Raw genomic sequence first — 23583 nt, 5'->3', positions numbered from 1 at the left:
GGCCGACCTCATCTCATGACAACATACGACGGTCACGGAATGCCCTGACCTGAAGCTGGCCAGCCCACTACTCTATTGGTCAAGGTTGACCAACCAATGGCAGAAACCATCTACAATTCGTACGCGGCCAAATCGGCGATCTCGCGTCTCGTCGATCGTGCCGCCGCGGGCGAGGAAATCATCATCGCCAAGGCCGGCAAGCCGAAGGCCAGGCTGACCGCGCTGTCCTGGCCGGCACGTCGGCGCAAGCCGGGCGGCTGGAAGGGACGCATGTCCATCGCCCGCAACTTTGACGCGCCACTCCCCGGCGAGCTCCGGAAGGCGTTCGAAGGGCGGGAGTGATGCCTGCCACCCGACTGCTCCTCTGTGCGCAAAGCCATCGCGGAGGCCGAGATCGTCTTCGTCAGTGCCGCCTCGGCCCGGGAGGCGGCGATCAAGATAGCCCTCGGGCGTCTACGGATTCCGGATACGATCGAGGCCGGGGTCGTCGATAGCGCTTTCGAAAAGCTGCCGATCAACTTCTCCCACACAGAAGACGCGGCGCGACTGCCGCCGCATAACAACGACCCGTTTGACCGCATGCCGATCGCGCAAGCGGTCACGGAGGGTCTGACTCTCGTAACCCACGATCGGCGCCCACGCCGACACCGCCCCCCGCCGCGCCCCCCGTAGCCTTGTTGCGGACCCCCGCTCGTGAGTCGTACTATCGAGAAGCATGAAAACCGCCACGAAGACGAGGACATACTCGGCGTCCGAAGCCAGCCTGTACGACACCGACTTCTTCGAATGGACGCAACATACTGCGGAGCAGCTCCGGCGGCGGCATTTCGATAAAGCCGATATCGAACATGCGGCCGAGGAGATTGAGGACATGGGGAAGCGCGACCTCCGGGAGCTGAACAGCCGCACGGAGGTCCTCATGGCGCACTTGTTGAAGTGGAAGCTCCAGCCGCGCAAACGCTCGAATTCGTGGCGCGTCACCCTCGTTGTGCAGCGTCGCGAGATCGCAGCAATCTTACGGGACAGCCCGAGCTTGCGCCCACGATTGATTGCTGCCACCAGCAGGAACTACGCGGGAGCGGTCGATCGAGCCGTTGCCGAGACCGGTATCGGGGTCAACAAGTTCCCGCCGCACTGTCCTTTTTCGCACGCAGAGGTTCTCGACTCTCGCTTTCTCCCGGAATAAACCGCCGCAGCCCGCAAGGCACGTGCGCCCGGCTCGCTCTCACGTCCGGCCTCGCGCCGAGGCGCTGATCGATCGACTGACCGGAAAATTCCATGCGATGGCACGCCTCAACTGTGGGGAAGTGTAATTGTCGCTCATCACTCACGCGCCGATCACGGTCAATGTCGGGAGCGTCGAGCAAAGTAACTCGCCGCCGTAGGGCGTGACGCGGACCGGGCTTTCGAGGCGCATCCCGCACACCCCCGGCACCACCATGGCGAGGAACGCCACCTCGACGGCATTCTCCTCCAGCACCACGTCGCGGAACTCGTCGGTGTTGACGATCGCCGGATACCACTCGTGCCCCATGATCCCGAGTCCGTGCCCGAAGGCCGGAATCGTCGCCCCGCCGAAGCCGCAGGCATCCACGGTGTCGGAAACCTTCCCAAACACATCACCCACCGTACTGCCGGCGCGCAACGCCCCGATGAGAGTTTCCGCGGTTTGCCGAAACGCGTCGGCGAGTCGGACCTGGTCGGCACCGGGTGCACCGATGATGAAGTTGTGCGCGACATCCGCATAGTACAGGTTGTGGCACGGGTGGAAATCGACGATCACATTCTCGCCACGCTGGATGAGCTTCGTGCTCGGCGGCGTGGTCGCGTTCATCGGCCATGCGGCCCGGTACCCCGATGCCACCTCGGACGAGCCGGTCACCGCCCAGTGGTAGACGCTGCCGAGCCGCCGCAGCTCCATTTCCCCGATCCCCGCGACCTCGGCCTCGGACATCCCCACGCGCAGGTGTTCCTGGACGCGCGCCACCGCGGCGTCGGCCATCGCCGCGGCTTGCCGCATCAACGCGATCTCGCCCGGTTCCTTCACGTATGTCGCCCGGTCCATCACGTGGTTCGCCGGCACGAGCTCCGCGTCGGGCAGCGACTGGCGCAGGAGGTCGAGCTCGGTCGAGAAGAGATACCCGGCGTTGCCGCGCGGCGAATGCCCGACCTCGACCCCTATACGCGCCCGCGCCATGCCGAGGTCCTTGATCTGCCGGATCGACTGGTCCCACAGGTCCATCCCCGGTGCGCCGAAGTATCCGTGGACGGTGTCCAGCCACGACTCGTGTCGCAACCGTTCGAGATCGATGGCGAGGGTGGTCAGCGACATATGACCGTCGCGCGAAACGATCACGGTGCTCCGCCACGGCACGAACGCACCGGACACGAAGCTCAAGCTGACCGTACGCGTGCCGATCAGCAGGTCGAGCTTGCTGCGTTGCATTTCCTCGCGGATCTTCCGCAGGCGTTTCTGGTAGTCGATGAAGACGTCCATGGTGTCTCCCTTGAAGCAGAATTGCTGGGGGATTGTGAAGCAGACCGGGAAGCCATGGCAGCTGCCGTCTCCTCGCGCAGGCGTTCGGCAGGAACCGAGCGGAGTCGGTATCGCTATCGGTATCGGAATCGAAGGGAAGGATGATCTGCGGTTACGAACGACTGGATGTCTACCCGGCGGCTATCGAGGGCTGGGTGTAACGCTTCTGTCAAGGCCTCAAGGGGCATCGGAACGCCAGGGATGCTCGACCGGATCGTGGCCATGCTGACCAAGCTCGGTCGGCGTGGCTATGCGGTTCGCGAGGAACCGGCCCAGTACGCGACGGGGGGGATCGATACCGAAGCCGATTGCACGATGGGGAGGCAGGTGACGACGTCATCGAACGCGACGATCCAGGCCGAGCGGGCTCGGCCGGCGAAACACCTCGATCCAGACGGATGTGTCGACCAGCGTCATGAGCGCCGCCGGGACGCCGGCGGGGCATCGTCCCGCATCGCCTCGAGATTGCCCTCCCAGAGCCCGGAGCCTCGCAACTGGAGGATCCGTCGCGCCCTGGCGTGGCGGATGAACTCCTCGAGTGCCCGTTCCACCGCACGCTAGTACGTCTTTTCGCCGCTGAGCCGGGTGGCCTCTTCCAGCAGATCCTCACGAAGCACAAGATTCGTCCGTTTCATGCGCATTCTTGCATAGCAGGCACACGCCGGCGCAGCCATCGACGGGGGAGGCCTGCTTGCGTGCGGCAAGAAGTCCGGTCAAGAGGGACCGTCGGCGAAACGCGGACCGCGTTCGACCGCCACGGAGTCGATGATCACCGGCCGCGCGGCGGCCAGACCGAGCGCACGAGGACGCATATGAGCCCGTGGGACCCCCGATGCGCCCGTTCTACACCCCCAGCGACGAAGAGTTCCGGGCCACCGTCCGCCGCTTCGTCGAGCAGGAGATCACTCCGCACGTCGACGAGTGGGACGAGGCCGAAAGCTTTCCCCGCAAGCTGTACAAGAAGGCTGCCGAGGTCGGCAGGGTATAGCTACCGCTCGCCCGCAGCGGCTGCGGCGTGGTCGCCGTTGGCGGAGCGAGGACGGTCCCGACGGCCTCGGGCGGCGCCGAGACCGGCGAGCTTGGCGCTGACGACGGCGACGTCCAGTCGGCCGGGGTCGTGTTGTGGGGAGATTGTAGCGACATGTGTGTCCTCCTCGATCGCTAGCACGCTCGGCGGCCCCGAAAGGTTGCAGGGGCACCCGTCGACCCCGGGGGGTCTGGCTTGACTCAGCGAGGAAGTTCACTCAGAAAATCACCCCATGGCCAGACCAATATCCAGTGACCTCGTGGGCATGACTTTCGATCCGATCCCGTTCGCGTGGGAGACGAAGGACGTGCTGCTGTATGCCGTGGGCGTCGGCGCCAAGCCGGAAGGGGAAATCGAGTTCGTGTACGAGGGCAAGGGGCCCAAAGTCCTGCCGACGTATGCGGTGATCCCGGGCATGCTGTCGATGAGCGGACTCGTCAGCAACGTGGAGATCAATCTCGCCATGCTGCTGCACGGCGAGCAGTCCATCACCCTGCACCGCGAGATCCCGCCGGAAGGGAAAGTGAAGGTCACGGGCCGCGTCAGCGAGGTCTGGGATAAGGGCAAGGCCGCGGTGATTGGTGCGGAGGGCATCGTTGCCGATGACAAGGGCCCCCTGTTCACCACCAAGGCGACGATCTTCATCCGCGGCGCCGGCGGCTTCGGCGGCGAGCGTGGCCCCTCGACCGCCGGCCTCAACGAACCGCCCGACCGCCAGCCCGATTGCGTCATCGAGGACGTTACGCGCCCCGAACAGGCCGCCATCTACCGGCTGTCCGGCGACCGCAACCCGATCCACATCGATCCGGACTTCGCGAAGATGGGCGGGTTCGATAAACCCTTTCTCCACGGCCTGTGCACGTACGGGTTTGTCGGGCGCGCGCTCCTGAAAGGCTTGTGCGGCGGCGACCCGGCGAAACTCATATCGCTTTCGACGCGCTTCGCCGATCAGGTGTACATGGGCGATACGATCGTTACGAAAGTGTGGAAGACCGCTCCGGGCGAGGCCATCGTCCAGGCGGTCACGCAACGCGGCAACGTCGTCCTGTCGCAGGCGAAGGCGACTTACAAGGAGTAGCTCCCGCGCGCGGTCGAGAGCAGCCTGGTCAGTACAGCCCGAGCATCCGCCCGGCCAGCGCGATGACGGCGGCGACCAGGACCGGGCGAATCACCCGTTCGCCACCGTAGACGGCCACGCGCACGCCGATGATGCCGCCCACGATGAAGCCCGCGGCCAGGACCAGCGCCGGAACCCAGACCACCTGACCGCTCAGGGCGAAGACGGTTACAGCAACCGCCGTGAGCGCGGCGTTGATGACGACCTTGATGCTGTTGCCGCGGAGCAGATCGTAGCCGGTGAACGATAGACCGTAGAGCAAAGCGATCCCCACGCCGGCCTGAAACGCGCCGCCGTACAGACCGACGAGGAAGAAGAACCCGAAGGTCGCCGGTGCCGACCACTGGCGCGGCTGGCGGACTCCCCCCGCGCTCGTGTGGAGCAAGGGCGGCAACAGCAGCACCATCAGCACGCCGAAGAGCTTCTCGAACAGATCGTCGGGCACCCAGGCGATGGCGAAGGCCCCGGTGAAAGATCCCAGACATATCGGCAGCAGCATCGGCAGTGCCTGCCGGACCCCCGGCACGCCTTCAGCGCGAAAGCGCCACGCCGCGGTCAGGTTGTGGAGCAGAACGCCGATACGGTTGGTGCCGTTGGCAACGCCGCCGGGTAAGCCGGCCAGGACCAGCAGCGGTACGGTGAGCAGGGAGCCGGCTCCCGCCAGCGTGTTCACGATCCCCGCCGTTACGCCCCCGACGATAAGCAGTACGGCGTCCCACAATTCCATGTCGCCGCCTCGTACGAGGCGGGATACGAGGCTGTCAAGCCGGCGGCGAGAGCGGTTGACTCTCCGCGTCCGGCCTTACATGGTTGGAAGATCGATTGTATGAGAGCGGATCGGCTCCGGTGCGCCGGGAGTGTATGCCAATCCGACTCGTGGCGGGGGAGGGTTTGCATGACCGAACGAATTCACTCCGTTAAGAGTGGCGCTCAACTGGGGCTGGCGATGGCCGCCCTGATTGTCCTGTGCGCCTGTGGCGACAACGACGGTGCACCGGTGCCGCCGCCCCAACCCACGCCGACGGCGGTGCCCCCGCGGGCCGAGATCGTGCAGCCCGCAGACGGACTGCTCTCCGTGCCCGGAGACGTGGACGTCGTGTTGCGGGTTCCGCCCGGTACGGCGCCCGCCGACGTCTCGCTGACCCTCAACGGTTCGCGCGTCAGCATCCCCTTGCAGGCCACCGGCGACGAGCTGCGCGGGGTGCTGCCGGCCATGGCCGCCGGCGTGTACAAGCTTGGCGCCGTCCTGCACGGCGGCGACCGGGGCACCGCGGCCTTCGATCTCGTGTCGCTCGACCGGCCCGACGAATGCGAGATCCTCAACTCCGCTGCATGCCTACTGCCTTATCCATCCTCCCGCTTTCTGGAGACGGCCGACACACCGACCGGCTATCGGCTGCGCTTCCCCGAAGGCGGCATGCCGAAGCAGTTCAGCCGCATTCTCTCCCCCGCTCCTTATGCGGCTCTCGACGGGTTCAGTCCCACCGTACAGATCCTGATGACCTTCCCCGGAGGTGTCGATCCGGTGCGGTCGAATGCGTCGCGCCTGCTGCCCGAGCTGCGTACATACGACGATCGCTCCCTGCAGGCGGACAGCCCGACGATCCTTCTCGATGTGACCGCGAATCCGCCGCAGCGTGTGCTGCACTTCATCGAGACGGATGCGCGGGCGACCGATCCCGACCGTCAGGTGATCTTTCTGCGGCCCGGTCGCAGCTTGACGCCCGGACACCGTTACGTGGTGGCGGCCCGCAATCTTCGCCACGCCGACGACAGTGCGGTGAGCGCCGAGCCGGTGTTTGCGGCCTTGCGTGACGGCCGGCCGTCGGACATCCCGGCCGTCAACGCGCGGCGCGCCCCGATGGAGTCTATATTTGCCCATCTTGCCGCTGCCGGTATCGCGCGTGGCGATCTCGTCCTCGCCTTCGATTTCGTGGTCCAGAGCGACACCGGTCTGACCAGCCAGATGTTGTCGATGCGCGATCAGGCGTTCGCGTGGTTGGCGGAGCAGGAGCAGGCCGGCGCGCGCACCTTCACCGTCGATCGGGTCAGGGAATTCGACTGCTCGCAGCCGGGCGCCCGGGCGTGGCGAGTGGTCGAAGGGACCTATCAGGTGCCACTCTTCCTCGGGCGCGACCCGATGACAGCCCCCAATACGCCTGCATTCCTGAACGTCGATGCCATGGGCGTCCCCGAGCGTAACGGGTTCACGGCGCCGCCGTTCACGATCGCGATCCCCTGTTCGGTACTGACCGACGGTCCGAAGCCGCCGATCGTCCTCGGGCACGGCTTGATGGGTACCGGACGGGGGCTGGTGCAGGATGTGGCCGGGTCGGCGGCGTTCTGGGACTTCGATCTGGTCGCCGGCGCTACGGACTGGCGCGGGCTTTCGCAGCCTGACGCGGACGGCGATTTGCTGGGAACCTTCATCGGTAAGGTGATTCTCGACCTGCGCAACTTCGCGGCACTGCCCGACCGCTTGCGTCAGGGCATGCTCAACACGCTGGTGCTGGCGCGCATGATGAAGAAAGGGTCGTTCAACGCCGACCCGGCGTTCGTGGCACCGGGCGGAGCTGGTGCCTTGCCGGGCCCGGCCACGGAGGCCTTCTACTCCGGCGGCAGCCTCGGCGGCATCATGGGCTTGATGTTCGCCGCGCTGTCGCCCGACATCGTCAACGCGCACATCGCCATCCCGGCGATCAATTTCTCGATCCTCCTCCAGCGCGCGACGCCGTTCCTGCCCTTTCAGGGCGCTCTCGAGCTTACCGGCGTGACCGATGCCGCCGACCAGGCACTGCTCATCGGCATCATCCACGAGCTCTGGGTACGGGGCGAATCGGCCGGCTACGCAACTCACATCACCGCCAACCCGCTGCCCGGCACCAATGCCAAGAACATCCTCATGACGGCGGCGTACCTCGATCAGGCCGTATCGAATCAGGGTACCGAGATCGCGGCACGGACGCTCGGACTTCCGAGCCTCGTCGGCTCGCTGCAGACCGGTCTTGTCGAGATCCCCGATGTTGCAGGACCGGTCCCGTCGGCGCTCGTTACTTACGAAACCGGCTCGTACCGGCTCGATAATCCCGCTCATGTGCCGTTCATTCCACCGCTGGCTAATCTGCAGGCCGAACCGAACCGCTGCGACCCGCACGGCTTCCAGATGGTAATCCCGGCGGCGCTCGATCAGACGGCCGAGTTCCTGTCGCCGGGCGGCACGATTCGCAACTTCTGTGATGGTCGCTGCGATGGCGGGCTGTCCTACGAGCGGCCTTACGGTCTCGAAGAGACCTGCGACCCACTGGCGGCGGAGTAGGGCCAGGGCGCCCGCGGCGAAAACTCTCCCGGAGCCCGCGCGCTCGACTGTCGAGGCCCGATTCGGTTAAGTAGTGATGGGCACAATTACGGCGACGTATTCCGTGCGACGCTTTCCGTTCGCCCCGAGTAGCCCCGTTTTCTCAGGGGCGTATCGAGGGGCAGCCTGGCGGGCGGCTTTGCGGCCCCGCCCCTCGATACGCCGCCGGAAAGATGGTGCTACTCGGGGCGAACGGAATACGCTGCCGAATCAATGAGCCGGAGTACTGAGTTCTCGCTTAAGTGAGGTGGTTAGGATGACGAACCGAAGGCTCTTGTATCTGCTGCCGTGGGTGCTGGCGGCTACCGTGCCGGCTGGCGCGCAGGCTATGGACCTGATCATCAAGCAACGGCAAAGTTTCGATCGCGGCGACGGGCAGGCCAGCAGCAAGGAGGCCACGGAATACTCGGCCGGCAACAAGCGGGTTACGGACAGCGCCGACAGCCGGTTCATTGTCGATCTCGACGCCCGCACGGTCACCCTGTGCAGCAAGGCTTCGCGGACGTACTACACCCGGTCGTTCGACGAGGTGCGAGAGCAGGTCGAATCTGGCCGGAAGCGGTTGGCGGCAATGTCGGAGCAGACCCGCAAGATGGTTGAGGAGATGATGGGCGGGGGAGAAGTGTCGGTCGCGCCGACCGGCAAACAGGAGAAAATTGCCGGCTATACCGCCAGGGAGTATGCCGTGCAGAGTCCTCGGGTCACGGGGGCGATGTGGGTGACCGAGGAGATTGACGATCCGTTGGCCCGACGGGCTGCGGAGGCGATGGCCGATGCGGTCGGTGGCTCCGGCGGCCCGAGCGGTGCGCTGACAACGGCTCTGGGCAAGGTCAAGGGCATGCCCCTGCGCACCAGGATTACGATGAAGAACGGACCCGCCTCGGTGACGACGATCAACGAGGTGACGGAAGTCATCAAGGCCACCCCGCCTGCCGACGTGCTGACGGTGCCCGCCGGTTTCACGAAGCAGGAGGCGCCGTCGCTCAAGCCCTCGGCGCCGAAGGTTGTGCCCCAGCGCCCTGTGAAACCATAACGTGAAGCGCGACGATCGCTTGCCCGTCCTGATCGGGGCGGGACAAATCACGCAACGCGATGTCGATCCGGCGGTGGCGTTCGAGCCGCTGGGTCTCATGGCCGAGAGCGCGCGATTGGCAGCCGCGGATACGGGGGCCGGCCCGGGCGTGCTGGCGCAACTCGATACCGTCGCCGTGGTCAACACCATCGGTTGGCACTACAACAACGCTCCCGGCGCTCTGGCAGCGCTCCTCGAAGCCCGCCCCACCAGACAGATCTATACCCACGTCGGCGGCAACACCCCGCAGTTGCTCGTCAACGAGCTGGCGGCGGCAATCGCCGCGGGCAGCGTGGGCTGCGCGCTGATTGCCGGAGCGGAAGCGATTAGCACCGCGGTGCGGGCTCGCCGTGCCGGCGTTACTCTCGATTGGTCCCGGGGCGTCGACGGCACGCCGGAGACGATTGGCAGTGCTCGGCTCGGATCGAGCGACCACGAGATGACCCACGGGTTGCAACTGCCGGTGCAGATCTATCCGTTGTTCGAAAACGCTTTGCGGGCCCGTACCGGGCTCAGCCTGGCGGCGCATCGGGAACGGATCGGCGCCCTTTACAGCCGCTTCTCGGAGGTGGCGGCCCGCAACCCCGGAGCGTGGTTCCCGCACGCGCGTAATCCCGAAGAGATCACGAAGGTTACCGACGAGAACCGAATGATTGCGTTTCCGTACACGAAGCGGATGAACGCCATCATCGAGGTCGACCAGGGTGCGGCACTCTTGTTGACCTCGGTCGGCACGGCCCGCGCCCTCGGCGTGCCCGAGTCGAAATGGGTCTATCTGTGGGGTTGCGGCGACGCCACCGATCTCTGGTACCCGACGGATCGGGTGGATTTCTGTAGCTCTCCCGCCATCCGTGCAGCCGGTCGTGCCGCACTGGCAATGGCCGGCGTGGGCATCGACGACATCGACCATTTCGACCTGTACAGTTGCTTCCCGTGCGCGGTGCAGATCGGGCGCGACATGCTCGGTGTCCGCGACGACGACGCGCGCGCCTTGACCGTCACCGGCGGACTCGCGTACCACGGCGGACCCGGCAACAACTACTCGACTCACGCGATCGCCACGATGATGGAGCGGGTACGCAACTCGCCGGATACCCTGGGGCTGGTCACCGCCCTGGGCTGGTACCTGACCAAGCACGCCGTGGGCGTGTATGCGGCCACGCCGCCGCCGCACGCCGCGACCTGGCGGCGCGAGGATCCGGCTCGTTACCAGGCCGAAATCGACGCCATGGCGCACCCGCCACTGCAGCCCGAGCCGCAAGGCCGGGGGACGATCGAGACGTACACGGTGGTCTATGCGCGCGACGGTGCACCGGAGAAAGGTATCGTTGTCGGGCGACTGTCCGATGGCAGCCGCTTCGTGGCCAACACGCCGAGCGATCGCGCCGTGCTCGAGAGCCTGACCGAGAGAGAAGGAGTCGGACGTGCAGGCACGGTGACGTCAGGGGGCGGCCTGAACCGTTTCGATCCGGACTGATGGCGCGCGGGCTGCCGGCGTGCCGGTCGGTTGCTTGTCTTCGTCCGGTGGCTTCGGGATACTTGCGCTATGGGGCCCATCGAGTTCGTGGTGGCGGTGGCGCAGGTGAATCCGCGGCTGGGTGACGTCGAATTCAACCTCGATCTCTACGAGGAGCGCGTCCGGGCGGCGCGCGCCCGCGGTGCCGATCTGGTCGTGTTCCCCGAGCTGTCGCTGAGCGGTTATTTCCTGAAGGACATGGTGTCGACGGTGGCTCTGCGCATCGATGCCCCGGAGATCGCTCGGTTGCGGACGCTAAGTCGCGGGGGAGCCATCGTGGCGGGGTTTGTCGAGGAGACCGCCGACTACCGGTTCTTCAATAGTGCCGCTTACCTCGAAGACGGCGAGATCCGCTACGTGCACCGCAAAGCGTATCTGCCGACCTACGGTCTGTTCGACGAGGGGCGCTATTTCGCGCGCGGGGACCGTATTCGGAGCTTCGCGACCCAGCGTGGCCAGAGCGCGATGTTGATTTGCGAGGACTTCTGGCACCCGTCGGCGGTTTATCTGGTCGCGCTCGATCATGCGTTGCTGGTCATCTGCCCTTCGAGTTCGCCGCTGCGCGGTGTCAGCGACGACCGCGAGCAGGATGACAACGCGCGCTACTGGGAACTGCTGATTCGGATGTATGCGCAGACTTATGCCTTGTTCGTCGTGTATGCGAACCGGGCGGGCTTCGAGGACGGTGTCGGCTTCTGGGGAGGGTCGGAGATCGTCGACCCGACCGGGGCGCGGTTGGCCAAGGCGAAGTACTACGAGGAAGACATGATCGTCGCGCCGGTGAACCTTAAGGCGGCTCGGCGGCAACGCCTGGCGGCCCCGCTCCTGCGTGACGAGGACCTCGACCTGACGATTCACGAGCTGGTGCGCATCCGCGACCGGCAAGGAGCCGGCGGTGACGACGCGGGGAAGTGATAGGGCGTTCGCTTGCACGCGACCGACGGCGAACGACGAGTGACGAGCGGTTACTGCGCGGAGTGCCTATGGTTGCATCCCGGGATACGAGCGGCGGGCGGGTGCCCATTCCTACCAACCCGGCTTTGCTGCGGCGGGTGCTGACGGGCTTCGTCGCCAACGAAGTCCGCAAGGTGGGCGTCGAACGGGTGGTCGTCGGGCTGTCCGGTGGGGTCGACTCGGCGGTCAGTGCCATGCTCGCCGCCGCGGCGCTCGGGCCGACCAACGTCCTGGCGATCAAGATGCCTTACCGCACCTCGAGTCCGGAGAGCCTGGAACATGCCGATGCGGTGATTGCCGTGGCGGGTATCGAGAGTTTGCAGGTCGATATAACGCCACAGATAGATGCTTACTTCGCCCGCTTTCCCGACGCCGACAACATGCGCCGCGGGAACAAGATGGCGCGGGAACGCATGACAATTCTTTACGACCACTCGGCGCGCTGGCGGGCGTTGGTGCTGGGCACGAGCAACAAGACGGAGTTGCTGCTCGGGTACGGGACCCTGTACGGCGACATGGCCTCGGCTCTGAACCCGATTGGCGATCTGTACAAGACGCAGGTCTGGGCCCTGGCGCGGGCCATTGGCGTGCCGCCGGAGATCGTCGACAAGGAGCCTTCGGCGGATCTGTGGAGCGGGCAGACCGACGAGGCCGAGCTTGGCTTCGGCTACCGCGAGGTCGATGCCTTGCTTTATCTGATGGTCGATCTGCGCTACTCGCGGGCGGAGTTGCTGGCGGCCAGGTTCGCGGCGCCGTTTGTCGAGCGCGTCAGCGGCATGGTGCGCGGGTCGCAGTTCAAACGCCGCCTGCCGGTGATCGCCAAGGTGTCGGCGCGGACCATAGACCGGGATTTCCGCTACGCCCGTGACTGGGGACGGTGATACAGGGTGTTAGTTCCAATCCGAAAAGAAGAATCCGCAGATGGCGCAGATGACGCCGATGGGAGCGGCCAGATGGCTCCCTCAGCCGCACGATCTCCAGGCTCATCCGAGTGCGGTTGGGTCGGGAGGGGTGGTGGTCGCCCCAACCATTGGCCCATCGGCTTCCGCGAAATCTGCGACATCCGCGGATGTTCGCTCTGGGGGCCAACAACCTGACGACCCGAATCCCCGAACCCCCAAGCCCTCCATGTCCGGCACCCTCTTTATCGTTGCCACGCCGCTCGGCAACCTGGGCGACATCTCTCTGCGGGCGCTCGAGGTCCTGAAGACGGTGGACCTGATCGCGGCGGAGGATACTCGCCACAGTCGGGCATTGCTTGTGCATTACGGGGTGGCGACCCCGCTTACCAGCTACCACGACCACAGCGAGCGCGAGAAGGCGCCGCGCCTGGTGGCCGAACTGCAACGTGGGAAGCGCATCGCCTTGATTTCGGATGCGGGGACGCCGGGAATTGCCGATCCGGGTTTTCGTCTGGTCCGCGCCGCGGTGGCCGCGGGCATTAGCGTTGTGCCGGTGCCGGGTCCGTCGGCGGTGGTGACGGCGTTGAGCGTCGCCGGGTTGCCCACGGATCGGTTCGCTTTCGACGGCTTCGTGCCGGCGCGCGCGGGTGCCCGGCGGCGGTTCTACGAACGCCTGGGCGGCGAGACGCGCACCGTCGTCGTCTACGAGACGGCGCGCCGCCTCGCGGACAGTCTGGCTGACGCCCGGGCGGTTCTCGGCGAGCGCGCGGTTGCCGTCTGCCGCGAGTTGACCAAGCGCTTCGAAGAGGTTGTGCGCGGTCCGCTCGGCGTCGTCCTCGAACAGGTGCGGCTCAGGCCTGTCGAGACGATGCGCGGCGAGGTGGTGCTGGTTATCGCGGGTGCGGAGCCGCGCGCGGCGGAGACGCCGGAGGAGAGCCTGCCGGCCGCCATCGTGCGGCTGCGCGGTGAGGGACTCAGCCTGAAGGAGGTTGCCCGCAGGCTGGCGCGAGAGCGTAAGATGACCAGTCGCGAGATTTACAAGGTGGGCCTTGCCGTCGGTAGCGCGCCGGAAGATGACTGACACGATCCCGGCGACACGCCCGCCCCCCGGGGATGAGTGAAGCAGCGACGAAGTCGAGTGGGCGGCCGCGATGGGCCGGACTCGACACCGGTGTGGCATTCTGCCAACAAGCATGGTGGCGCGGCGTCCTGGTCGTGCATCGAAAGGAGCCCTCGCCATGGCAGGAAAGCTCGCCGTTATCGATCGTACCGATCCCTTCTTCGTCGACTGTCCGCAGCGCGTTAGAGCCGTGCAGGCCGCCATGCAGGCGGGCGGCATCGACGTTTATCTCGGTACGCGCCCGCGAACGCTGAGCTGGCTGCTCGACGTCTTCGTCCCCTGGCGCAGCTACGTGCTCGTTCCGGCCGAGGGCATGCCGACGCTGTTCACGTTTCTCCTCGATGGCGATCGTATCCGCAGCGAGACCTGGATCGACGCCGATCGTGTACTCGGCTACGCGGGTCTGCCGGGCATGGAGCCGATCCCGAATATCGCCAACGCGATCAAGCAACGGATAGACGGCGCGCGCGGGCGCGTTGCTTACGAAGACGGCATCTCCGTGTACACGCCCGAGGGTTACCTGACGCGCTACGAGTATCAGGCCCTGCAGGCCGAGCTGCCGAGCGTCGAGTTGGTCGACGGGCACGCTATCGTCGATCAGCTCTCTCTGGTGAAGGACGCGGGCACGATCAATCGGTTTCGCGAGGCCGGACGGATCTGCGACGTCGGCCACGAGGCCGTTCGCGCGGCGATTGCGGATGGCGGCTGGCGCGGCCTGACGGAGACCGCGGTGGCGGGCATTGCCGCGCTGGCCATGCGGCGCGCCGGCAGTGTGTCGGAGTGGAACTTCGCCGGGCTCAACGAGATCGCCACCGGCTGGCGCACGGCCCTTGGCGCGTGCACGCCGCCGACGGATAAGCCGCTCGCGGGCGGTGAACCGTGCATGTTCGACCTCCACTCGATGTTCAAGCTCGGCCTGGGCGATCATTCGCACAATTACTTGCTCGCACCCGCCACCAGCCGGCAGCGCTGGCATGCCGACAACTTCGTGGCGTTGATCGCGCACCTGCTGAAGACATATCGCCCGGGCATGACGCCGGAAAGCATGCTCGCCGAGGTCACGGGGCTGGCTGCCGAACGCGGGTGCGCGGACTTCGTGATGCCCGCGGTGGAGCACGGGATCGGGCTGTGGGGCGACGAATGGAAGATCGGCGCCGAGCAGAATCAAGCGATGCCGTACTGGACCGACCGCTCGCACGTGTACCGGGAGAAGGAGATGCTGATTGCGGCGATGCAGTACGTCTGCCCGCAGGACCAGATCGGCTTCCGTTACGAGAACGCGATCCTGCTGCACGAAGGCGGCTGCGAAACCATGTCGAAGTTCGCGCTCGGCATCGAGGAGATCTTCTGATCCGGTCACGCCCGGAAGTTCCGGGGTCCCGGACGAGCGTCTACGCGGTGTCGAACTCGGGGGGAAAGGCGGGGCTCACCGCAGAGAACGCGGAGGGCCGCAGAGGATCGATTCCTCTCGAGGCCCGGTACGTTCACCGGCCTCTGCGTCCCCCCTGCGTCCTCGACGGTGAGTATCTTCTTGGCCTGCGGTGGCGGGCTGCTCAAGCTCGCGAGCTGCCGTCGTAGTCGAGCACCACGAGCACCTGCCCTCCGTCGACTGTCTGACCGGCGGTGACGCGCACCTCCGTGACGGTCGCCGGCGCGTCGGCGGTCAGCCGGTTCTCCATCTTCATCGCTTCGAGGATCAGCAGACCGGCGCCCGCATCGACGCGGTCGCCGGGTTGCACGAGCACCTCCAATACCTTGCCAGGCATCGGCGAGACGACCTCGGGGGTGGCGACGGTGCCGAGGCTGTGCCCCGAAGCGGCGCCGCTTTCGGAGACGACATGGTAGACCTCCCCGGCCAGTCCGACGAAGCGTTCGCGCCCCTGCCGCGCGATCGCTACCCGGTAGCGGCGGCCGTCGACCGTCAACAGCATCGTGCTGTCGTCCAGGTACGTCGCCTCGACGACCTTTTCCGTGTCTTCGATCGTGACTCGATACGCCGCGCCGTCGCGCTGGACGGTGGCCGGCAGGTGTCGCGTGCCGAGGCGGAGGTGGAGGTGGTTCATCCGCGGCCGAGCCTCCACAGACCGAGGGTTTGCCACGGAGTCTCTGGCGTTGCGGGTGCGGTGCCGTCAGCCGCGACTGCGGTGCGGCGCGAGCTGTCGATCGCGGCGGCGATCGCGGCCACGAGTTGGTGCCGCGTGCGCCCGGGCCAGGCTGGGATGTGATCCTCGATGAAGTGCGTGTGCGTCTCGCCGCGGGCGAACGCCGGGTGTTCGAGGATATCGATCAGGAAGGGAATGCAGGTCATGCAGCCGAGAATCACGCAATCCCCGAGGGCGCCGAGCATGCGCCGGCGGGCGGCCTCGCGGTCCTCGCCCCACACGGAGATCTTGGCCAGCAGGGGATCGTAGTACAGCGGCACCGCGAACCCCGCCGCGATGCCCGAGTCGACGCGGATGCCTGGCCCGAACGGCTCGCGCAGATAACGAATCGTTCCCGGGCTCGGCAGGAATCCGTGCGCCGGGTCTTCGGCGTACACGCGGCACTCGATGGCGTGGCCGCGCGGGCGGATGTCGTCCTGCTGCACCCAGAGCGGCTCGCCGCCGGCGACGCGAATCTGTGCGTGGACGAGGTCGAGGCCGGTGACCAGCTCGGTGATCGGGTGCTCGACCTGCAAGCGGGTGTTCATCTCGAGGAAGTAGAAACTGCCGTCCGCATCGAGCAGGAACTCGACCGTGCCCGCGTTGCGGTACCCGACACTGCGCGCCGCCGCGAGCGCGGCATCGGTCATGCGGCGGCGCAGCGCCGGATCGACGGCCGGCGATGGGGTTTCCTCGACGATCTTCTGATGGCGGCGCTGAATGGAACACTCGCGTTCGCCGAGGTGTACGACGCTGCCGTGGTTGTCGGCGAGCACCTGCACTTCGACGTGCCGGGGGCGCTCGACGTAGCGTTCGAGAAAGAGGCGGTCGTCGCCGAAGGCTCCGAGAGCTTCGCGCGCGGCGGCACTGAACGACTGTGCCAAATCGGCGCCGGCGCGCACGATGCGCATGCCCTTGCCGCCGCCGCCGGCGGCGGCCTTGATGAGCAGCGGATAACCCAGGGTTGCGGCAGCGGCGGCCAGTTGTTCGGCGTCGCGAGGTGGGTCTTCGTTAGCCGGGACGACGGGCACGCCGGCGGCGGCCACCGTCTGCCGCGCCAGGGTCTTGTCGCCCATGGCCGCGATCGCCCGGGGACTCGGTCCGATGAAGGTCAGCCCGGCAGCTTCGACTGCGGCGGCGAAAGCGGCATTTTCGGCAAGGAAACCGTAACCGGGATGGACGGCGTCGGCGTCGGTTCCCTGAGCGGCGGCGACGATGCGCGGAATGTTGAGGTAGCTCTCGTGGCCTGGCGGTGGTCCGACACACACGGCATCGTCGGCGCACAGCACGTGCGGCGCATGCGCGTCGGCCTCGGAGTAGACGGCGATCGTGGCGATCCCCAGCTCGCGACAAGCGCGCATGATGCGGACGGCGATCTCTCCACGATTAGCGATGAGGACGCGGCGGATGGCAGGCATGGGCGGTGGCCAGACGCGAGTGGCGAGTCCTTAGGGGTTAGCCCCAATCCGACAGTCCCGTTTCCGGCCTCTACATGCGAAAGACCCCCGGACGCGTGTCCGGCACCGGCGCATTGCGGGCCGCCGCCAGGGCGAGTCCGAGCACGTCGCGGGTGTCGACCGGGTCGAGGACGCCGTCGTCCCAGAGGCGGGCGGTCGAGTAGTAGGGGCTGCCTTCTTCTTCGTACTTGGCGAGGATCGGGGCGGTGAACGCGGCCTGTTCTTCGGGGGTCATGGTCTGTTTCTTCGCGGCGAGCTGCTGCAGTTTTACCGTCAGCAGTGTACTTGCCGCCTGCTCGCCGCCCATTACCGAGATGCGGCCGTTGGGCCACATGAACAGCAGGCGTGGCTGATAGGCGCGGCCGCACATGCCATAGTTGCCGGCGCCGTTCGAGGCGCCGATCATCACCGTGTACCTGGGTACGGCGGCGGTGCTGACCGCGTGTACCATCTTGGCGCCGTCCTTGGCGATGCCGCCGTGCTCGTACTGCTTGCCGACGATGAACCCGGTGATGTTTTGCAGGAACACGAGGGGGATCTTCCGTTGCCCGCATAGCTCGATGAAGTGTGCGGCCTTGAGGGACGATTCGGAAAACAGGATGCCGTTGTTGGCGACGACGCCGACGAGGTAGCCGTGGATGCGGGCGAATCCGGTGACCAGGGTCGTGCCGTAAAGCGCCTTGAATTCGTGGAAGCGGCTGCCGTCGACGAGTCGGGCGATAACCTCGCGAACGTCGAACTGCTTGCGCGCATCGCGCGGGACGATGCCGTAGATCTCGTGCGGGTCGTAAGCCGGGTCCTCGGGCGCCTCGCAATCCAGGGTGGTGCGGGTGGTCGGGCCGAGGCTTTGGAAGATCGAGCGTGTCAGCTCGATGGCGTGGTGGTCATTGGCGGCGAGGTGGTCGGAGACGCCGGAGATGCGGGTGTGGACGTCGCCGCCGCCCAGCTCCTCGGCCGTGACCTCTTCGCCGGTGGCTGCCTTCACCAGGGGCGGCCCGCCGAGGAATATCGTGCCGGTGCCGCGCACGATGACGGTTTCGTCGCACATCGCCGGTACGTAGGCCCCGCCCGCCGTACACGAGCCCATGACCACGGCGATCTGTGGGATGCGTTCCGCCGACAGGCGAGCCTGGTTGTAGAAGATGCGTCCGAAGTGATCGCGGTCGGGGAAGATCTCCGCCTGCAGAGGGAGAAAGGCGCCGCCGGAGTCGACGAGATAGACGCAGGGTAACCGGTTCTCGAAGGCGATCTCCTGAGCCCGCAGATGTTTCTTGACCGTGAGGGGATAATACGTGCCGCCTTTGACGGTGGCGTCGTTGGCGACGACAACGGCCTCGCGGCCGTGGATGACGCCGATGCCGGTGACGATTCCGGCGGCCGGCGCTTCATTGCCGTAGAGGCCCCATGCGGCCAGCGGGGCGATTTCGAGAAAAGGAGTATCGGGGTCGAGCAGGGCGTCGATGCGCTCGCGCGCGAGCAGCTTGCCCCGCTCCTTATGGCGGCGGCGCAGCTCTTCGGGTCCGCCAGCCTGCGCGGTTTCGAGGCGCGACCGCAATTCGGTGGCGAGTCCCTCCTGGTAGGCGCGGTTCGCCTGGAACTCCGGATCGGAGGTGCGGATCTTCGACTCGATGCGCCGCATCGGCCGGTTGATACCAAGGTTGTAGAGGCAGGGCCAGTGGGCTCGACGCCCGGGGGCGCTCGATCTCCGAGGCGCTTGTCGGTTCCCACCGGGACCGTCTGGCCGGCCGACGGGCCGCGTTGTTGCCACCGGTCGATCCGGCTACTATCGAAAGGTGATGCTGATCACGATCTCGGGTACGCCGGGGAGCGGCAAGACGACGGTGGCAAAGCTGTTGAGTGCCCGGCTGGGCCTGCCGCACATCTACGCGGGCGACCTGTACCGCCGGGCAGCCGCCGAGCGCGGTATTTCGCTGGCGGAGTTCAACCGCCTTTCGGAGCAGGACCATTCGATCGACCGCGATCTGGACGCGCGCATGGCCGCATATGCCTGTGCCGGCAATGCCATACTCGAAGGCAGGCTGGCCGCTTTCGTCGCCCGCCAGGAAGGCGTCGATGCGCTCAAGGTGTTCCTGACCGCCAGTGACGCCGTGCGGGCCCAGCGCGTCGGCCAGCGCGAGGGTAGCGACTGGGAGCACGTGTTGGAGCAGAATCGAGCGCGCCAGGCGTCCGACGCCGGCCGTTACCGGGATATCTACGGCTTCGACCTCGGCGACACTTCGATCTACGACATCGTCCTCGATACCGACCGCGCCACCCCCGACGAGCTTGCGGAGCATGTCCTTGCCGCCGTGCGCGAGCGGTACGGGGCAGACGCGGTCTGCGATCCATGAACCTGCCCGCCCTCATCGACCGCGTCCGCGGCTACGATAGCGCCGCCGACATCGAGGTTCTGCGCCGGGCCTACGATTTCTCCGTGCGCGTGCACAAGGGGCAGCGCCGCGCTTCCGGCGAACCCTATTTCACGCATCCCGTCGAGGTGGCGGGCCTGATTGCCGACCTAAAGCTCGACGTGCCCAGCGTCGTCACCGGTCTCCTCCACGACACCGTCGAGGATACCCTGACGACGATTGACGAGATCCGCGATCACTTCGGAAGCGACGTGGCTGCTCTGGTGGACGGTGTAACCAAGATCAGCCAGATGAATTTTAGCAGCCGCGAGGAGAAACAGGCGGAGAACTTCCGCAAGATGCTCGTGGCGATGGCGCGCGACATTCGGGTCATTCTGGTGAAGCTGGCCGATCGCACGCACAACATGCGCACGCTGGAGAGCCTGTCCCCCGAGCGGCAGCACGAGATCGCGCAGGAGACGCTCGAGATTTACGCGCCGCTGGCGCACCGGCTGGGCATTTACTGGATGAAGAGCGAGCTCGAAGACGCTTCCCTGCGCTACCTGCACCCGGAGGTCTACTACCAGCTCAAGCGCAACGTCGCGAAGAAACGAGCCGAGCGCGAGAAGTACATCCACGAGGTGATCGGTATCCTGTCGAAACGACTGGCGGATAACGGTATCGAGACCGAAGTGACGGGTCGGCCGAAGCACTTCTACTCCATCTACCAGAAGATGCAGACGCAGAACCTCCTCTACGACCAGATCTACGATCTGGTCGCCTTCCGTGTCCTGGTCGACTCCGTGCGCGACTGTTACGGCGCGCTCGGCGTCGTGCACGCTCACTGGAAGCCCATCCCGAGCCGGTTCAAGGATTACATCGCCCTGCCGAAACAGAATATGTACCAATCGCTGCACACCACGGTGATCGGTCCGTACGGCGAACGCATGGAGGTGCAGATCCGCACCCACGCCATGCACCGGGTTGCCGAGTTCGGTATCGCCGCACACTGGCGATACAAGGGCGGGCGGCGCCAGGCGGAGGACGATGCGCAGCGCTTCACCTGGTTGCGCCAGCTCCTCGAGTGGCAGCAAAACACGCAGGACCCGCAGGAGTTCCTGCGTTCGGTCAAGGAAGACCTGTTCAGCGAAGAGGTGTTTGTCTTCACGCCGCAGGGCGACCTGCTTAACTTCCCCGAGGGTTCGACGGTCATCGACTTCGCGTACCGCATCCACTCCGAGGTGGGGCACCACTGCACGGGGGCGCGGGTCAACGGCCGGCTCGTCCCCCTGCGCTACCATCTGCACAGCGGCGATACGGTCGAAATTATCACGACGGCGAGTCAGACGCCGAGCAAGGACTGGCTCAATTTCGTCAAGACCAGCCGCGCCAAGCAGAAGATCCGCAACTGGATCAAGTACCAGCAGCGGACGCGCAGCGTCGCGCTCGGACGGGAAATTATCGAGCGCGATCTGGCGCGCCACAGCCTCGATCTCGGCCGGCTGCGCAAGGACGGCAGGCTTACCCAGGTCGTCGCTGCGCTGGGGCAGAAGGACGAAGAGACCGTCCTGGCGAGCATCGGCTACGGGAAGCTGACGACACACCAGGTGCTCGCTCACCTGCTGCCCGCGGAAGCGTTGCAGCAGGGGCCCGTCGACGAAAGCCCGCTGCGCCGCTTGTTCCGGCGGATTGCCCGACAGAGCCCTGCCGGCGTGCGCGTCAGCGGAGTTGAAGACATGCTCGTGCGGTTCGGGAAGTGTTGTGCCCCGCTGCCCGGGGAGCGCATTCTCGGTTTCGTCACGCGGGGGCGCGGTGTCACCGTGCATGCCATCGACTGTCCGCGGGTGCTGGAGAGCGACCCCGAGCGGCGCGTCGAGGCCGTATGGGACGACGGTGCCTCCGGACCACGCCCGGTGACGCTGGAAGTGGCATGCATCGACGAGCCGGGCCTGCTGGCGGCGATCAGCAAGGCGATCAGTTCGACAGGGGTTAACATCAGCGGCGCGCAGATCCGCAGCGTACCCGAGAAAAAGGCCCTCAATACCTTCGACGTCGTCGTTAACAGCGTCGACCAGCTCAACCGCGTGATCCGGGCTATCGGCAAGGTGCGCGGGGTGATGAAAGTGGCCCGCGCCCGCGGCTGACTGCTCGGCGAGCAACGTGCGGCGCACAACGACCTGCAATAAACGACAATCTCATACCCCGGAGCCTCCTATGCCCACGCATCCCGCAGCCCCCCACACCTCTCCCGTGCCGATCGCCACTGCCGCCGCACCGCAGGCGATCGGTCCATACTCCCAGGCCGTGCGCAGCGGCGATTTCGTTTTCTGCTCCGGGCAGATCGGACTCGATCCCGTGCGCGCGGAACTCGTTGCCGGCGGCGTGGAGGCGGAGACAACTCGGGTGCTCGAGAACCTGCGCGCCGTACTTGCCGCCGCCGCCTTGAGCCCCGGCGCCGTCGTGCGGACGACGATATACCTGACCGACTTGAACGATTTCTCTCGCGTCAACGCGCTCTACGAGAAGTTCTTCGCGCCGCCGTATCCGGCGCGCAGCACGGTCGGGGTTGCCGCGCTACCTCGCGGTGCCCGCGTGGAGATAGACGCGATCGCGCGCGGGGCGTGAGGTCTCGGTCGCAGGCGGAAGAATGCCTTTGACATCCCTCCGCCCATTGGCTAGGCAAACACCCCGGTTGATTCAAGGAAGCCCCCAGGCCCACAAGCCCTCAGGAGACCCCACCAATGGCCCGAAGCTGCGAAATCTGTGGCAAGCACAGCTCAGTCGGTCATAACGTCAGTCACGCGAACAACAAGAGCAAACGCACCTGGGCGCCGAACCTGCAAAGTGTGAGAGCGCAGGTCGGCGGCGGCGTCCGACGGCTGCTCGTCTGCACCCGCTGCATCCGCTCCGGCAAGGTAGCCAAGGCCGCCTGACGCCTCCCGGCCCCCCGGCCCTCAATCCCTCCGCCCGTCCCGTATCCTTTCCACCAGCCCTGTCGTCGAGTAACCCCGCGCGAAGCGCAGCGCGCGCACCTTGCCGCCGCGGGCACGGACGATATCCGCCCCGACGATGTGGTCGGGCTGCCAGTCGCCGCCTTTGACCAGCACGTCGGGCTGGATCGCCCGGATCAGTTCGTACGGGGTGTTCTCCGTGAAGAGCACGACGGCGTCCACCATTTCCAGCGCGGCGAGCACCTCGCAACGCGCCCCTTCGGGAACGATGGGGCGCGACCGGCCTTTGAGACGGCGCACCGAGGTGTCGCTGTTGATACCCACCACGAGCACGTCGCCGAGCCGGTGCGCGGCGCGCAGATAGCGCACGTGTCCGGGGTGGATGATGTCGAAACAGCCGTTCGTGAAGACGACGCGCAATCCCTGGCGCCGCCAGGTGGCGACGCGACGCCGCGCCGCCGTCCAGGTGAGGATCTTGTTCAAGTCTAACCTCCGCCGTTGAACTTATGCGGGGTTACCGCGCAGGGATCAAGGCCGTGCCGACCCTGCTGCCGCGCCTGTGCGCCGGAAACACAGCGGCCCGGTCCACCTTGGCAGCGAACCGGGCCGGCGTCAGCTTTGCGTCGATAACGTCGAGGTCTTGTAGTGGTCTAGACTTCGTCCCAGCCGGTGAGATCGAGATGCCGTTTAGCTTCGTCGGGAGCGATCAGGGCGCATGCCACGCAGAATACAACCCCGTCTCCGAAGCAGGCCGAATCGGTAACCGTCCCGCAACCGTGGCATTCGATCGGCTGCATCGCGTGCACGCGGCGAACCTCCCAGCGCTGGCCGCCGCTCAGCACCTGGACGCGGTCGGTGACGCGCATGCGATCCTGCACCGTAGCCTCAACGCGGTTCCGGTCCGCGACACTGCGCGCGGGAAGAAACACTCCGCCGCCGGCGAAGGATACGTGCACCACACCATCGACGATATGCATTATGCGAGCTCCTCTCTCTGAAGTGCGTGACCTGTGGGTGAAAGCAATCGCGGTGCCAGTGTCCGGGCATTTTGCCCGCGACTCCGGAGGCGGCCGTGCGGCTCGGTTTG

23 protein-coding genes are annotated in these 23583 nt (G+C 66.3%); 16 read left to right on the top strand and 7 right to left on the bottom strand.

What is annotated here, in order from left to right:
• Window positions 1-96: 96 nt before the first annotated feature.
• The 3 genes from L6Q96_08610 to L6Q96_08600 are packed head-to-tail and all read left to right on the top strand — an operon-like array spanning window position 97 to window position 1186.
• Complete coding sequence (locus tag L6Q96_08610; GenBank protein MCK6554624.1) at window positions 97-342, top strand: type II toxin-antitoxin system prevent-host-death family antitoxin; 246 nt, start codon at window positions 97-99, stop codon at window positions 340-342.
• A 24-nt stretch (window positions 343-366) separates the two neighbouring features.
• Window positions 367-672: a type II toxin-antitoxin system VapC family toxin gene (locus tag L6Q96_08605; GenBank protein MCK6554623.1), complete on the top strand. Its 306-nt coding sequence runs from the start codon at window positions 367-369 to the stop codon at window positions 670-672.
• 43 nt (window positions 673-715) lie between these two features.
• The gene (locus L6Q96_08600) at window positions 716-1186 is read left to right on the top strand and encodes a DUF29 domain-containing protein (GenBank protein ID MCK6554622.1); all 471 of its coding nucleotides are present in this window, start codon (window positions 716-718) and stop codon (window positions 1184-1186) included.
• Window positions 1187-1327: 141 nt separating this feature from the next.
• Here the strand turns inward: L6Q96_08600 and L6Q96_08595 are convergent, their stop codons facing one another.
• Entirely contained in the window at window positions 1328-2497 is a 1170-nt protein-coding gene (locus L6Q96_08595) for a Xaa-Pro peptidase family protein (protein ID MCK6554621.1), read from the bottom strand.
• Between the two features lie 871 nt (window positions 2498-3368).
• Between L6Q96_08595 and L6Q96_08590 the strand changes: the two genes are divergently transcribed.
• Both L6Q96_08590 and L6Q96_08585 read left to right on the top strand, forming a co-directional pair.
• The gene (locus L6Q96_08590; protein ID MCK6554620.1) at window positions 3369-3524 is read left to right on the top strand and encodes an acyl-CoA dehydrogenase family protein; all 156 of its coding nucleotides are present in this window, start codon (window positions 3369-3371) and stop codon (window positions 3522-3524) included.
• Between the two features lie 271 nt (window positions 3525-3795).
• Window positions 3796-4641: a MaoC family dehydratase N-terminal domain-containing protein gene (locus tag L6Q96_08585; GenBank protein ID MCK6554619.1), complete on the top strand. Its 846-nt coding sequence runs from the start codon at window positions 3796-3798 to the stop codon at window positions 4639-4641.
• 28 nt (window positions 4642-4669) lie between these two features.
• On the opposite strand, the gene L6Q96_08580 is transcribed toward L6Q96_08585, so the two are convergent.
• A complete protein-coding gene (locus L6Q96_08580; protein MCK6554618.1) occupies window positions 4670-5407 on the bottom strand; it encodes a sulfite exporter TauE/SafE family protein in 738 nt (245 codons plus the stop codon).
• A gap of 168 nt (window positions 5408-5575) precedes the next feature.
• On the opposite strand from L6Q96_08580, the gene L6Q96_08575 reads away from it, so the two are divergent.
• From L6Q96_08575 to L6Q96_08545, 7 genes are all read left to right on the top strand, one after another.
• Complete coding sequence (locus L6Q96_08575) at window positions 5576-7996, top strand: hypothetical protein (GenBank protein ID MCK6554617.1); 2421 nt, start codon at window positions 5576-5578, stop codon at window positions 7994-7996.
• 295 nt (window positions 7997-8291) lie between these two features.
• The gene (locus tag L6Q96_08570; protein MCK6554616.1) at window positions 8292-9068 is read left to right on the top strand and encodes a DUF4412 domain-containing protein; all 777 of its coding nucleotides are present in this window, start codon (window positions 8292-8294) and stop codon (window positions 9066-9068) included.
• Window position 9069: 1 nt separating this feature from the next.
• Window positions 9070-10584, top strand: a complete 1515-nt coding sequence (locus L6Q96_08565; GenBank protein MCK6554615.1) for an acetyl-CoA acetyltransferase — start codon at window positions 9070-9072, stop codon at window positions 10582-10584.
• 78 nt (window positions 10585-10662) lie between these two features.
• The gene (locus tag L6Q96_08560) at window positions 10663-11538 is read left to right on the top strand and encodes a carbon-nitrogen hydrolase (protein MCK6554614.1); all 876 of its coding nucleotides are present in this window, start codon (window positions 10663-10665) and stop codon (window positions 11536-11538) included.
• A 68-nt stretch (window positions 11539-11606) separates the two neighbouring features.
• A complete protein-coding gene (locus L6Q96_08555; GenBank protein ID MCK6554613.1) occupies window positions 11607-12458 on the top strand; it encodes an NAD+ synthase in 852 nt (283 codons plus the stop codon).
• Window positions 12459-12705: 247 nt separating this feature from the next.
• Complete coding sequence (gene rsmI / locus L6Q96_08550; protein ID MCK6554612.1) at window positions 12706-13560, top strand: 16S rRNA (cytidine(1402)-2'-O)-methyltransferase; 855 nt, start codon at window positions 12706-12708, stop codon at window positions 13558-13560.
• Window positions 13561-13717: 157 nt separating this feature from the next.
• Window positions 13718-14950: a M24 family metallopeptidase gene (locus L6Q96_08545; protein ID MCK6554611.1), complete on the top strand. Its 1233-nt coding sequence runs from the start codon at window positions 13718-13720 to the stop codon at window positions 14948-14950.
• Window positions 14951-15152: 202 nt separating this feature from the next.
• Here L6Q96_08545 and L6Q96_08540 read toward each other — a convergent pair whose 3' ends face one another.
• The 3 genes from L6Q96_08540 to L6Q96_08530 form a co-directional block, all read right to left on the bottom strand.
• Complete coding sequence (locus tag L6Q96_08540; protein MCK6554610.1) at window positions 15153-15662, bottom strand: hypothetical protein; 510 nt, start codon at window positions 15660-15662, stop codon at window positions 15153-15155.
• A complete protein-coding gene (gene accC, locus L6Q96_08535) occupies window positions 15659-17158 on the bottom strand; it encodes an acetyl-CoA carboxylase biotin carboxylase subunit (GenBank protein ID MCK6554609.1) in 1500 nt (499 codons plus the stop codon). Before accC ends, L6Q96_08540 begins: the two co-directional genes overlap by 4 nt.
• A 70-nt stretch (window positions 17159-17228) precedes the next feature.
• Entirely contained in the window at window positions 17229-18836 is a 1608-nt protein-coding gene (locus L6Q96_08530; GenBank protein ID MCK6554608.1) for a methylcrotonoyl-CoA carboxylase, read from the bottom strand.
• A gap of 157 nt (window positions 18837-18993) precedes the next feature.
• Between L6Q96_08530 and L6Q96_08525 the strand changes: the two genes are divergently transcribed.
• The 4 genes from L6Q96_08525 to rpmB all read left to right on the top strand — a co-directional run bounded on the left by L6Q96_08525 (window position 18994) and on the right by rpmB (window position 22478).
• The gene (locus L6Q96_08525) at window positions 18994-19548 is read left to right on the top strand and encodes an AAA family ATPase (GenBank protein MCK6554607.1); all 555 of its coding nucleotides are present in this window, start codon (window positions 18994-18996) and stop codon (window positions 19546-19548) included.
• Window positions 19545-21689, top strand: a complete 2145-nt coding sequence (locus L6Q96_08520; GenBank protein MCK6554606.1) for a bifunctional (p)ppGpp synthetase/guanosine-3',5'-bis(diphosphate) 3'-pyrophosphohydrolase — start codon at window positions 19545-19547, stop codon at window positions 21687-21689. Before L6Q96_08525 ends, L6Q96_08520 begins: the two co-directional genes overlap by 4 nt.
• Window positions 21690-21759: 70 nt before the next feature.
• Window positions 21760-22170, top strand: a complete 411-nt coding sequence (locus L6Q96_08515) for a Rid family detoxifying hydrolase (protein MCK6554605.1) — start codon at window positions 21760-21762, stop codon at window positions 22168-22170.
• 116 nt (window positions 22171-22286) lie between these two features.
• Window positions 22287-22478 (top strand): 50S ribosomal protein L28, encoded by a 192-nt coding sequence (gene rpmB, locus L6Q96_08510; GenBank protein MCK6554604.1) that lies wholly within the window; start codon window positions 22287-22289, stop codon window positions 22476-22478.
• 21 nt (window positions 22479-22499) lie between these two features.
• On the opposite strand, the gene rfaE2 is transcribed toward rpmB, so the two are convergent.
• Entirely contained in the window at window positions 22500-22979 is a 480-nt protein-coding gene (gene rfaE2 / locus L6Q96_08505) for a D-glycero-beta-D-manno-heptose 1-phosphate adenylyltransferase (protein ID MCK6554603.1), read from the bottom strand.
• 167 nt (window positions 22980-23146) lie between these two features.
• A complete protein-coding gene (locus L6Q96_08500; GenBank protein MCK6554602.1) occupies window positions 23147-23473 on the bottom strand; it encodes a hypothetical protein in 327 nt (108 codons plus the stop codon).
• Window positions 23474-23583: the final 110 nt, after the last annotated feature.

It is taken from the genome of Candidatus Binatia bacterium (assembly GCA_023150935.1).
Lineage (GTDB): Bacteria > Desulfobacterota > Binatia > HRBIN30 > HRBIN30 > JAKLJW01.
This window is presented reverse-complemented; position numbering and strand designations above follow the sequence as displayed.